The 12,601-nt window shown below is 69.5% G+C and carries 7 protein-coding genes; 4 read left to right on the plus strand and 3 right to left on the minus strand.

Annotated elements, in window-relative coordinates; all coding sequences use genetic code 11:
* Positions 1–40 precede the first annotated feature (40 nt).
* The 3 genes from KK131_RS15500 to KK131_RS15510 are packed head-to-tail and all read left to right on the plus strand — an operon-like array spanning position 41 to position 4,200.
* Positions 41–1,360, plus strand: coding sequence for an amino acid permease (locus KK131_RS15500; RefSeq protein WP_214557623.1), 1,320 nt, complete (start codon positions 41–43; stop codon positions 1,358–1,360).
* A gap of 51 nt (positions 1,361–1,411) precedes the next feature.
* On the plus strand, positions 1,412–1,945 hold the full coding sequence (locus KK131_RS15505) for a (2Fe-2S)-binding protein (RefSeq protein ID WP_214557624.1): 534 nt from the start codon (positions 1,412–1,414) through the stop codon (positions 1,943–1,945).
* Entirely contained in the window at positions 1,942–4,200 is a 2,259-nt protein-coding gene (locus KK131_RS15510; protein ID WP_214557625.1) for a molybdopterin cofactor-binding domain-containing protein, read from the plus strand. Before KK131_RS15505 ends, KK131_RS15510 begins: the two co-directional genes overlap by 4 nt.
* Positions 4,201–4,335: 135 nt before the next feature.
* On the opposite strand, the gene KK131_RS15515 is transcribed toward KK131_RS15510, so the two are convergent.
* The 3 genes from KK131_RS15515 to KK131_RS15530 all read right to left on the minus strand — a co-directional run bounded on the left by KK131_RS15515 (position 4,336) and on the right by KK131_RS15530 (position 10,109).
* Positions 4,336–5,934, minus strand: a complete 1,599-nt coding sequence (locus KK131_RS15515; protein WP_214557626.1) for a hypothetical protein — start codon at positions 5,932–5,934, stop codon at positions 4,336–4,338.
* A gap of 1,260 nt (positions 5,935–7,194) precedes the next feature.
* Positions 7,195–9,180, minus strand: a complete 1,986-nt coding sequence (locus KK131_RS15525) for a hypothetical protein (RefSeq protein WP_250887325.1) — start codon at positions 9,178–9,180, stop codon at positions 7,195–7,197.
* A 29-nt stretch (positions 9,181–9,209) separates the two neighbouring features.
* A complete protein-coding gene (locus KK131_RS15530; protein ID WP_250887326.1) occupies positions 9,210–10,109 on the minus strand; it encodes a hypothetical protein in 900 nt (299 codons plus the stop codon).
* A gap of 400 nt (positions 10,110–10,509) precedes the next feature.
* On the opposite strand from KK131_RS15530, the gene fusA reads away from it, so the two are divergent.
* Positions 10,510–12,549, plus strand: coding sequence for an elongation factor G (gene fusA, locus KK131_RS15535; RefSeq protein ID WP_214557628.1), 2,040 nt, complete (start codon positions 10,510–10,512; stop codon positions 12,547–12,549).
* The last annotated feature ends 52 nt before the right edge of the window (positions 12,550–12,601 follow it).

The raw sequence follows: 12,601 nt of genomic DNA on the forward strand, positions 1-12,601 counted from the left end.
CCCGCCAAGCTACGGCTCCTTCCGCCAGCGACCTCCCTGCATGAACGACACCTCTCCCGGCTATGCGCGCAGCCTGCGCCCGTGGGACGCCGCCCTGATCGTGGTCGGCGGCATCATCGGCGGCGGCATCTTCCTCAACCCGGGCATCGTGGCGCAGCGCACCGAGTCGGGGCTGGCGCTGCTGCTGATGTGGGTGGCCGCCGGCGTGCTCACCCTGATCGGCGCGCTGTGCTACGCCGAGCTCGGCGCGCGCCGGCCGCACGCGGGCGGCACCTACGTCTACCTGCGCGAGGCGTTCGGGCCGCTGGCCGGCTTCCTGTTCGGCTGGACCATGCTGCTGGTGATCTACTCCGGCTCCAGCGCGGCGGTGGCGACGATCTTCGCCAGCTACGCCGCCGCGCTGTTCGGGCTGCCGCCGGCCTGGGCGCTGCCGCTGACCGTCGGCGCGCTGGTCTTCGTCGGCGGCATCAACCTGTTCGGCATCCGCCTCGGCGCGCAGATCCAGAACCTGTTCGCCCTGCTCAAGCTGCTGGCGGTGGCGGTACTGGTGGTGTGCGGCCTGTTCCTCGCCGGCGCCGGGCACGGCCAGGTGCTGGCCGCCGATCCGGCGCGCCACGGCGTCGGCTTCATCGGCGCGGCGCTGCCGGTGCTGTTCGCGTATTCCGGCTTCACCTACCTCAACAACCTGGCCGGCGAAGTGCGTGACCCGCAACGCACGCTGCCGCGCGCGCTGACCCTGGGCATGCTGCTGGTGATCGGCGCCTATGCGCTGGTCAACGTGGCCTACCTCGCCGTGCTCGGCCACGCCGGGCTCGCCGCCAGCACCGCGCCGGCGGCGGACGTGATGCAGCAGGTGGCCGGCCCGGTCGGCGCGAAAGTGATCGCACTGGGCGTGGCGATCTCCACCCTCGGCTTTTGCAACATCACCCTGGTCGCCGGTGCGCGGGTGTTGCAGGTGATGGGTGAGGACGGGCTGTTCTTCCGCGCGGTGGCGCGGCTGCACCCGCGCTGGCGCACGCCGAACACCGCGCTGCTGCTGCTCTCCGGCTGGGCGATCGTGCTGGCGCTGTCGGGCAGCTACGGCCAGTTGCTGGACTACGCCACCTTCGGCGACTGGCTGGCCTGCGCGATCGGCGTGGGCACGTTGTTCTGGTACCGCCGCCACGACCGCGCCTCCGGCGGCTTCCGCGTGCCCGGCTACCCGTGGCTGCCGCTGCTGTTCATCGCTGCGGTGACGGTGGTGGTGGTGCTGTCGTTGCGCGACAACCCGCGCAATACCGGTATCGGCCTGCTGATCATGGCCGCTGGCGTGCCCGTCTACGCGGTCTGGCGCCGCCTGTTCAGCCGCACGCACCCCTAAGCGGCCTGCAGCGATGCCACAATGTGCGGATCGACTTCAAGGAGATGACGGATGGTGCCCGTGCAAGCCCAGGTTCTGCCGATCAGCCCGGAAAGCGGCATCGTGGCCGAGAAGGTACGTGACGGCATCGACCTTGAGGTCAACGGCGAGCACTTCCGCCACACCGGCGACCCGCAGATGCCGCTGCTGTGGTACCTGCGCGACGTGCTGCAGCTGACCGGCACCAAGTACGGCGGCGAGCATGGCGAGAACGGCGCCGACCTGGTGCTGATCGACGGCAAGGCGGTCTCCGCGATCACCGCGCCGCTCGCCAGACTGGCCGGCACGGCGGTGACCACGGTGGAAGGCCTGGCCGCGAACGACGGCAGCCTGCATCCGCTGCAGCAGGCCTTCATCGACGAGGACGCGATCGGCTGCGGCTACTGCACGCCGGGCTGGCTGATCGCCGGGGTCGACCTGCTCAGGCGCAAGCCCCACCCCGACGACGGCGACATCGACCAGTTGCCGAACCTGTGCCGCTGCGGCTGCCAGGCCCGCGTGCGCCGCGCGATCAAGCGCGCCGCCGGCAAGGCGGGCCGGCCATGAGCGGCCACGGCATCCGCCTTTCGCGCCGCCGCTTCCTGCAGGTACTGGCCGGCACTGCCGGTGCGCTGATCGTCGGCATCCGCGTCGCCGACGCCGCCGATGCGCCGCTGCCGCAGGCCCTGCTCGGCGACGACATCTACAACCTCGGTGCCTACGTGCGCATCGACGCCGACGGCAACGTGCTGATCGGCGCGCGCGACCCGGACACCGGCACCGGCGTGGCCACCGCACTGCCGCGGATCATCGCCGAGGAACTCGACGCCGACTGGAACCGCGTCGGCGTGGTGGCGCTGGGCCTCGGCGTCAGCAGCGACAACGGCAAGCCGCGCTGGACCTACGGGCGCCAAGTCGGTGGCATCGGCGGCTCGATTCCCGCCGCGTGGAACGAGCTGCGCCAGGTCGGCGCGGTGGCGCGCTGGCTGCTGCTGCAGGCGGCGGCGCGCCGGCTCGGCGTGCCGGCCAGCCGCCTGCGTTGCGACGCCGGCACGGTGATCGCCCCGGACGGCCGCCGCTTCGGCTACGGCACCCTGGCCGCGGACGCCAGCAAGATCGCGCTGCCGGATCGCGTGCCGCCGCTGAAGAACGCGGCCGACTACAAGCTGATTGGCCACGGCGCGGGCGACGTCGACGCGCGCGCGATCGTCACCGGCCAGGCCCGCTACGCGATCGACCACCACTACGGCGACGCGCTGGTCGCCGTAGTGGTGCATTGCCCGTGGCCGGACGGCACGCTGGCACGCATCGACACCACCGATGCGCTCGCCGTCCAGGGCGTAGTGAAAGTGGTGCAGCTGAAACCCGAACCCGGCCAGGCGCCGGGCAGCACGGTGATCGCCCCGGCCGTGGCGGTGCTGGCCGGGAACACCTGGGCCGCGCTGCAAGGCCGCGACAAGCTCAAGCTCGAATGGAAGCCCGGCGCCAGCGCCGGCGAGGGCAGCGCCGCACTGGAGCAGCAGGCCACCGCCCTGCTCGCCGACGACACTACTGCCCCCACCACCCGCGTGCGCAACGACGGCGACGTCGACGCCGCCGGCAAGAAGGCCGCGCGCCGGCTCGACGCCACCTATGTGCAGCCGTGGCTGGCACACGCCACCGCCGAACCGATGAACTGCCTGGTGCGGCTGGACAAGGACCGCGCCAGCCTGGTCGTGCCGACCCAGGCGCCGCAGAAAGCCTGGGCCGTGGTGCAGCGCCTGACCGGCCTCGCCGCCGACCAGATCGACATCCGCGTGCCGCGCGTCGGCGGCGGCTACGGCCGCCGGCTCGACCACGACTACGTCGCCGAGGCGGTGATGCTGGCCAAGGCCGCCAACAAGCCGGTGCGCCTGCTGTGGACGCGCGAACAGGACTTCGGCCACGACTACTACCGCGCCGGCAGCGTGCACAAGATCAACGCGATCATCGACCGCAAGCGCCAGCTGCTGGCGTGGAACCAGCGCATGGCCAGCGCCTCCGCGCTGACCCATCGCGGCATGCCGGACGACCGCCTGTGGACGTCCGAACTGCAGGCCGATCAGCTGCCCGCCGCACTGGTGCCGAACTACCGCAGCGACTGGTACGCGCTGGAGTCGGCGACCCCGCGCGGCCCCGCGCGCGGCATGCCGCACCTCAGCAACGCGTTCGCGGTGGAAAGCTTCATCGACGAGATCGCGCACACGCTGCGCGAGGACCCGCTGAAGACGCGCCTGCGCATTCTCGGCGAGCCGCGCCCGCTGCCGCTGAGCAGCGGCGGCACGCTGGACACCGGCCGCCTGGCCAACGTGCTCAAGCTGGTCGCCGACCGCATCGAATGGAAGAACTGGCTGCGCACCGTCAACGGCCTCGGCATCGCCTGCTGGCACGTCGACGGCGCCTACGTGGCGCACGCGATCGAAGTGGCGATGCAGGGCGAGCAGTTGGCCATCGAGCGCGTCGTCTGCGCCGTCGACGTCGGCCGCGTGATCAATCCGCTCGGGCTGGAAGGCCAGGTGGCCGGCGCCACGCTGGACGCGCTGTCCATCGCGCTGAATGCGGCGATCACCATCAAGGGCGGCCAGGTGCAGCAGCACAGCTACAAGGACTACCCGCTGGCCAGCATGGCGCAGCTGCCGAACGACGTCGAAGTCATCACCGTCGCCGGCGACCGCGCGCCGGCCGGCGCCAGCTTCCTCGCCATGCCCACCGCCGCCCCCGCGCTGGCCAACGCGGTGTTCCGCGCCAGCGCCGTGCGCGTGCGCCGCCTGCCGCTGATGAAGGAACTGCTGCGCCTGCTGTGAGTGCGGCAGGACGGGATCCGCGGGACCGGCACCCCGATGGCGAAGGCTGCAGGAAAACGGGGCCGTCCGATGGCGGCCCCGTTCCGTCTGACTCGCCGAAGCCGTCCGGCCTGCACGGCCGGACGGCGCATCGGGTTACTGGCAGGTCGGGAACTTGAACGACGCGATGCGCGTGTTCCAGTTGAACGAGCCGGTGCTCTTCAGGTACTCGGTGGTGTACCAGAACGTGCAGTCGTCGACCGGGTCGACGGTCATCGCGCTGTAGTCGCCCCAGCGCGACAAGTTGTTGCCGCTTTGCGAACCCAGGCCCTCGATGATGCTGCTCTCGGCCTGCATCGTGCTCAGCGTATCGGTGCTCAGGCGGCCGGTGTAGCGGACCGCCGGGTGCAGCGCGCTGCTGGACGTGCTGTAGCCAAGCGCCATGTCGCCCATCTTGTCCATCGCCACCGAACCCATCCAGCGGTAGCTGGTGTCCGGCGAGAAGGTCGACTGCTGGTAGACCACCGGCGTACCGCCCGGGCTGCGGATCTCGTACCAGCGCACCCCGGTATACGGGTTCTTGTGCGTGGTGCCGACCTGGACCGAATGGCTGACCACCAGCGACTCGTGGTCGCCGAAGTTGCGGTAGGCCAGGCGGAACATCAGGCGATCGGCCAGCGAATCAAGCTTCTGAGCCGTGCCTGATTGCGGGATGCAAGTGCCGCCGCCGCAGGCCGCGGCGAACGAGGCCACCGGGATGCTGACCGGTCCGGTCAGCGTGGTGTTGGCGGTGTTCGCCCAGTCGACATGGAACTTCCACAGGTTCAGCTTGCTCGAGCCGAAGTTCATCAGGTAGTTCGGCGAACCGGCCGGCGGCGCGGTGGCGCCGTCGAGGTCGGCCGGCAGCACGCCGCCGAAGCTGCTGGACAGCTGGAAGCACTGCTGCGTGGCTGCGGCGCCGCTCAGCATCGCGTTGCGGTCGTAGGCGCACAGCTTCGCCCCGGCGAACGTGTTGCCGTTGAACATGTTGAACGTTTCGTAATAGGCATCCGGCCAGACGCCCATCTTCGGGTAGTCCGGAAAAATGCTGCCGTACGGGAACGCGTAGCGATAGTAGGCACCGGTGGCATCGCTGGTCGCCGATACCGCAACACACTGGTAGTAAGGTGCGGCAGTCACCGCAAACTGGGAGACGATCCAGCGGCCGGCCGCCTTGTCGTACACCACCGTGGCATCGCCGTCATTGTCGGCTTCGCACGGGCCGCCGAAACCGGACCACAGCGTGTTCGTCGTCACCGGACCGTAGGTCACGGCCTTGGTCGACTTGTCGAACACCGCGAACGCGCTGTTGACTATCTGCACGTACTGGGTGGCGCCGACGGCACCGTTGGTATCCGGTGGGGCGCTGTTGACGGTGAACGTGCCCTGCGGGCCACTGAAGCCCTGGCCCACGCCGTCGAAACCGGCGCCGAGCGCGGGTGCGAAACTGCCGGTGGGACTGCTCTGCACGGCGCCGTCGGTCTGGTTGCCCGGACCGTCGATGAAGGGCAACGGGTGGGCCGGATGCGCATGCGAGTTCTTGGCGAAATCATCCGGACGCGGCATCACGCCGCGCAGCGAATGCAAGGTGTCGTGCTGCACCGCCGGCGTGACCTCGGGACCCGTGGTGACGGTGGCCTGGACACTTCCGGCGATGGCAAGACTGACGGCGGCACACAGCGCGAGGCTGAGGCCGCCGGGCTTGGGCAATGACATAGGTTTCTCCCTCCAGAAAACAGCGTTGGCTTTCTCCGAACCGGATGTGCATGCGGCGAACCGGATCCTGCTGCAGCCGGGTCGCAAGCCCATACCGGTGACGCCTCTCCGCCTCGCGGCATGCGATGCCGCGCCCCCGCGAAGAGGTGCCGGCATATGGCGCCACGCAACTTCCAGCAACCTTTCAATCGGCCGCAATTTCATGCGAATGAGCAGAATGCGCTGCGCAGGCGGACGGTGGTCACAGAAACAGAGGAAGCCGCGCCACAGCCAACCTGCCCTTCGGCAAGGTACCGGTCGCATCGCCAACAAATATGCAGCGCGAAGCGGTGGACAACGGATCAGACCACCCTAACGAGAACCTGACTAACAAGATGTACGTCCAAACGGCGCTTCGGCCGATCCCCGGGCGCTGGACAGTCCGATGGACGAACGAGGTCTTCGGGTGCGGTTATACCCAGGTCCGCATCAGCCACACCGATGCAACAAGACCGTTTATGACCGAAGGAAATCCCCTTGCGGGACGGAAACGCAGTCTGACAACGTTGGACACCACAACACTGACACACACGACGCAACAGAGAGGGCGAAACGATGACCAGCAAAAGCCTGAAAGCTCGAGGCAAGAGCATCAAACGTGCGGTATTGATCGGAAGTCTCCTAAGGAAATGTTAGGCCGCAGTTTCGTCCACACACTCCACTTCGAATTTCCCAGGCTTGCATTGATTCACTCACGGCTAAACCGCACGAGAACCAGCGACTTCATACGCAGTGAAGCTTCGCTCCAGCAACCCACACTTATTCGCCGCCGCACGCCATGGTTCGATGTGAGGCGCTTGGAGATGCCGATTCAAGCTCGCTTGATCGGGCCACAGTTCAGAAAACCTGACAAGGCCAAGATCAAACGGATCTTCCGCCACATCGTAGGCGAGACACCCGTCACTGTTGTATGTAGCCTCGATGAGAGCTCTCAAATGCGGAAGAACGTCGGCAATCCTTTCCGGCGGAAATCTAAGTATTCCGAATACGGCGACTTTTGGATTCACGGGCTCTCCTTTCGTCTGCATGTGCTTGTTCTGCGGCCTAACGCTCATGCCTTCCAGTTTCTCTACTGTAGTCGCCGAGAATCCGGCGCGCATGCCCGATAACGCTTTGGTGTCAGCAGCACCGCTATTTAGCAGGGGCCGCACGCCGGACCTCACACCCTGTTCCCTCAATGCCGTGCCGCAGATATTGCGGAGCCAACCACCCTGCCGCGCTTCAGTGAAACTGGTCGCTCGCCGGCACCCACGAGCTGGATGACGGCGCGGGGCCGGCTGGCTTCACCGGCAGCATGATGCCCTCGCAGCCGGGCGGCGGCGGGCTGCCGGCGACGCGGGCGGCGGCGCATTCGGCGCTGTTGTCGAACCTGACCATCGGCGCCGGGGCGACGCTGCTGGCCGCCGGTACGGGTGTTGCCACGGGATTGGCCGGCGCCAGGTGCAGGCGCTCGTAGACTTTGTCGTCGACCGGCTTCGCGGGGGGATCGGGGTTGTCGCAGCCGAACAGGGCGATCGGCAGCAGCGGCATCACCGTGCATTCCACGCGCACGCCGCGCGGCAGGTGGAAGGTGTGGCTGACCGCGGTTTTCTCGACGGCACGGCGCAGCGCGGTGTCGATCGAGCTTTCGCCTTCGGGCGCCCAGTCCTTTTCGAAACGGGTCGGCTGGTAGCCGATGTTCGGCGTGCCGTGGCTCATGATCTCGGTGTCGCCGCTCGGCTTCAGTTGCACGTAGCTGCCAAGCGCGCCCTGCTTTTCGCCCTGCTCCGCACCGGGCTGGTTGCCGCCGGGCTGGTTGCCGCCGGGCTGGCCCTCGCCCGGCTGCTTGCCGTTGCGGCCCTGGTCGCTGCCTTGGCGCGCCGCGGGTTGTGCGGTGGCGGTGCTGGTACTGGCGCTTTCCGGTGCGGCAACCACGCCTTCGGGCTTGCCGGGCGTGGCCAGGTCGCTGCCTTGCGGCGTGGCGTCGGGGGCGCGGCTGACGTCGCGCCCGCTGCCGGTTTCGGTCGGGCTGGGCGCAGCCTGCTCGGTCGTCGCGGGCGACGACGACTCCGCCGGCGGACTTGTTGCTGGCGGGGCCGGCGTGGCGGCGGCAGCGACGGCGGGCGGCGCACTCAACTGCGGTCGCTCGATGGACGGCTGGACGGCTGTTTGCCGCGCCGTGTCGGCGACCTCGATCTTCGCACTCGGCGCCTGCGGTTCGACCCGCGCCGGGGCTGGCGGCGCCAGCGGCACGGCCTCGAGTTCCGCTTCGGCCACGGCGACCGCCGGTGCCTGCACCTGCGGCTTCTCGATCGGCACGGTCGGCGTCGGCACGTTCAGTGGCGCCTGCACGTTCACGCTCGGCGAAGCCTGCGCGGGCAGCGGGACGGGCTGCAATTCGGGTACCGGCGGCGCGGCGGGAAGCTGCGCACGGGCCGGCGTCACGCTGGCCGGCACGCTGGACTTGGGCACCTCGGTATTCAGCGCGATGCTCGATACGGCGATCGGCGGCGCTGCCTGCGGCGGTACTTCCGGCAGCGCCAGCGACGGCGGTGGCGGCATCGGGCGGTTGCCTTCCAGTTGCGGCTTGCGTACCGACTCGGGCTGGAATTTCGGCGGCACCGGCGGTTGCATGGCCGGCGTCGGCAGCGTCACGGCCGGCGGCTCGCCGGCCAGCGGGATGGGCTGCAGTTCCGGCGTCGGCGCCGGTTGCGGCAGGCTCACCGGCGCCGGCGGGGCAGCGACCGGCTGCGGTGTCGGCGCGTGCGCCTTCGCGGCCTTCGCGATCACCGGCGTCGCTGTGGCCGCAGCCGGCTTCGGCGCGATCACGGCCGTGGTGTTCGCACTGCGTTCGCTGCTCGGTGCGGGTCGGCTGCTGCGGCCCTGGTGGCGCGGGCCGCGCTCTTTGGGCGGCGTGCCGCGCACCGGTGGCGGTGGCGGCGGTTCGGGCGGCTCGATCAGGCGTACCTGCAGCAACTGCTGCCGCGATTCCGGCGGCGGCGCCAGCTCGTACGCCGGGCCGAGCACGAAGCCGAACAGGAAGATCAGATGCACCAGCAGCGCGCCCGCCATGGCGAGGATGCGCAGGCCGCGTTCGCGCGGGCGCGGACGGGTACGCTGGTGATAAACCCGGGCCCGCGTGGCCGCCGCCAGCGGCGAATTCAGCATCACCCGCGCAGGATTGACGGGGCGGCCGGCGGCGGGTTGATCCGGGGGTGGCAAGGGCATGCGGCCAGTGTAATGGGCGCACCTGCTTATTAGTGTTGCCGGGCGGCTCCGGCGGCGCGTTCGCGCAGTTCGGCGTCGACCGCGCGATTCGGCGTGTCGACTGGGCAGCCCCATGCCAGCGGTTTGCCGGCACGGTACATCGCGATGCACGCTTCTTCGCTGGGTTTCGGCGGCGCATGCGCGTCGCCGGCCAGCGGCTTCGCCGGCGCCATGCTGAGGCGCTCATCGCCGTCCTTGGCCGAAGGCGCTGGCGGCGGGTCGCCGCCGCAGCCGCCGGCCAGCATGGCGAGCGAAACGCCACAGTGGATGCGCACGCCGCCGGGCAGGCGGATGGTCTTCTTCACCGTGGTCTTGTCCACCAGCTTCTGCAACGCGCTGTCGATCGCATTGCCGTTGCTGTTCCAGTCCTTCTCGAAGCGGGTGGCTTGATAGGTGACCGGGCTGCGGTGCTGCATGATCCGCGCGTCGCCCTGCGGCAGGTGCTGCACGTAGTCGGGCGCGGGCGCGCTGGCAGCGGCCGCGGGCAGCAGCGGCTGGCCATGTTCGTCATACAGGCGCGACGCGGCCGGTGCCGGCGTGGGCACCTGCAGAGTCATCGCGCTCTTCGTCGGCGGCTCGTGCGGACGGGGCGGCACGCGGAGCCTCGGTGGCGCCGGCGTGGCCGGCGGTGGCGGTGCGGCCGCGGTGTCCGGTGCGCGCGTGATGAAACGCACTTGCAGCACGTCGTCCGCTTGCGTGCGCACCGTGGTCCGGATCGTCGGCGGCCGCATCTGCTGCCAGATCACCAGCACGAACAGCGCATGCAGCAGGCCGGCCACCACCAGCGCCAGCCAGTGCTGGCGGCGCTCGTGCCGCGGCTCGCGCCAGCGCCGTTGCCGCAGCAGCGCCCGCGCCGCGCCGTCCAGCGGACTCAGGCCGCGACCCGGCAACTGGCCGGGTTCCGGATCCGGCGGTGGGCGGTGCTGGGCAAGCTGCTGCGGACGGACGATGACGGTGCCTCGCGGAGGGTGACGACGGACAGGATGGCCGATGGCGCTTGAACCTCCGCCGAGCGACAGGCGGCTGGCGGGCCACGACGTCTGATTGAGACCGCCGCGGCGCGGCGCCGGTTCCCCGCACTGCAGCTTGACCGCACCGGTGGTTCGCTCAAGGCTAGGCGGACGGTGCCACGCGCCGTCTCTCCGCCATGACCGCCCTTGCCCGGTGCACGCCACGCCCTGCACAAGCGCAAGACGACCATGACGGCCCGCCATCGTCAGCCGCCAACGCGCGGCCTCGTGCGGCGCCGTTCATGCCACGAGGCCACGCCCTGCATGGGAGGGTCGCATCGTGACGTATTCCACGGAAAGCATCCGCAACATCGCGCTCGCCGGACACGCCGGCGTGGGCAAGACCACGTTGTTCGAAGCGCTGCTGCTGGCCGGCGGCGTGATCCAGACGCCGGGTACGGTCGAGCGCGGCAATACGGTGTCGGACAGCGACACGCAGGAAAAGGCGCGCGTCCACTCCATCGACAGCTGCATCGCGCACCTCGATCATGGCGACTGCCGCCTCAACCTGATCGACACCGCCGGCTACGCCGACTTCCGCGGCGGCACGCTGGCGTCGCTGTCCGCCGTGGAAACCGTGGCGGTCGTGGTCAATGCGGTCAACGGCATCGAGCACGGCACCCGACGCATGATGATGCACGCGAAGGCGCGCGGCTTGGCGCGCGTGCTGGTGATCAACAAGATCGACTACGACGGCGCCAAGCTGGCCGCACTGGTGGACGCGCTGCGCGAGGAATTCGGCAACGAATGCCTGCCGGTGAACCTGCCCGCCAACCGTGGCAACCGGGTACTGGATTGCTTCTTCCACACCGAGGGCGCCACCGATTTTTCCTCGCTGGCCCAGGCGCACCAGCGCATCCTGGACCAGGTGGTCGAGGTCGACGAAACCGTGATGGACCGCTACCTGGAGGCCGGCGAAGGCGCGCTGACGCCGCAGCAGCTGCACGACGCGTTCGAGCAGTGCCTGCGCGAAGGCCACCTGGTGCCGATCTGTTTCGTCAGCGCCCGCACCGGCGCGGGCGTGCCCGAACTGCTGGACGTCGCCGCGCGCCTGCTGCCGAACCCGGCCGAGGGCAACCCGCCGCCGTTCGCGCGCGGCGACGGCACGCCGCTCAAGGTCAGCGCCGATCCCGCGGCCCACGTGATCGCCGACGTGTTCAAGATCGTCAACGATCCGTTCGTGGGCAAGCTCGGCGTGTTCCGCGTGTGGCAGGGCACGATCCGCCGCGACAGCCAGCTGCTGGTCGACGACGGCCGCAAGCCGTTCAAGGTCGGCCACCTGTTCCGCCTGCAGGGCAAGACCCACGTGGAGATCGAGGCGGCGATTCCCGGCGACATCGCCGCGGTGGCGAAGGTGGAGGAGATCCATTTCGACGCGGTGCTGCACGATTCGCACGACGAGGACCTGATCACGCTGGCGCCGCTGGCGTTTCCGTCGCCGATGTTCGGGCTGGCGCTGGAGCCGCGGCACAAGGGCCAGGAACAGAAACTCTCCAACGCGCTGGGGCGGCTGGCCGAGGAAGACCCGTGCTTTCGCGTCGAGCATCACAAGGAGCTCAACGAGACGGTGGTGCGCGGCCTGTCCGACCTGCACCTGAAGGTGATGCTGGAGCGCATGCGCGAGCGCTACGGCGTCGAGGTGGACTCGCACCCGCCGCGGATCGCCTATCGCGAAACCATCGCCGGCCAGGCCGAAGGCCACCACAAGCACAAGAAGCAGACCGGCGGCGCCGGCCAGTTCGGCGAGGTGTTCCTGCGCATCGAACCGCTCGAGCGCGGCGCCGGTTTCGAGTTCGTCGACGCGGTGAAGGGCGGCGTGATCCCCGGCCAGTTCCTGCCGGCGATCGAGAAAGGCGTGCGCCAGGCGATGGAACACGGCGCCGTCGCCGGCTATCCGCTGCAGGACCTGCGCGTGACCGTGTACGACGGCAAGTACCACCCGGTCGACTCGAAGGAAGTCGCCTTCATCAGCGCCGGCAAGAAGGCGTTCCTCGACGCCGTCGGCAAGGCGAAGCCGATCGTGCTGGAGCCGATCGTCAATGTCGAGGTGGCGATCCCCGAGAACAGCGTGGGCGACGTCACCGGCGGCCTCGCCGGCAAGCGCGCGCGCATCCTGGGCACCGACACCCAGCGCGGCGGCGAACTCGTCATCAAGGCGCAGGCGCCGCTGGCGGAGTTGATCGACTACCCCACCGAACTGAAGTCGATGACCGGCGGCCGCGGCCGCTACAGCCTCGACCTCAGCCACTACGAGGCGGTGCCGCCGACCGTGCAGAAGCAGCTCAGCGAGGCGTGGAAGCCGCACGCGGAAGAGGATTGAGGCGCGGCGGTGTTCTCCGCACTGGCGCTATGTGACGTTGCAGAAAACGTAG

Origin of the sequence: Rhodanobacter sp. LX-99 (genome assembly GCF_018599185.1) — a bacterium.
In the GTDB taxonomy this organism is placed as follows: domain Bacteria; phylum Pseudomonadota; class Gammaproteobacteria; order Xanthomonadales; family Rhodanobacteraceae; genus Rhodanobacter.

Bases quoted from the DNA above. Each gene is read 5' to 3' on its own strand.
- KK131_RS15500 (WP_214557623.1), top strand. From the start codon at position 41: ATGAACGACACCTCTCCCGGCTATGCGCGCAGCCTGCGCCCGTGGGAC.
- KK131_RS15505 (WP_214557624.1), top strand. From the start codon at position 1,412: ATGGTGCCCGTGCAAGCCCAGGTTCTGCCGATCAGCCCGGAAAGCGGC.
- KK131_RS15510 (WP_214557625.1), top strand. From the start codon at position 1,942: ATGAGCGGCCACGGCATCCGCCTTTCGCGCCGCCGCTTCCTGCAGGTA.
- KK131_RS15515 (WP_214557626.1), bottom strand. From the start codon at position 5,934: ATGTCATTGCCCAAGCCCGGCGGCCTCAGCCTCGCGCTGTGTGCCGCC.
- KK131_RS15525 (WP_250887325.1), bottom strand. From the start codon at position 9,180: ATGCCCTTGCCACCCCCGGATCAACCCGCCGCCGGCCGCCCCGTCAAT.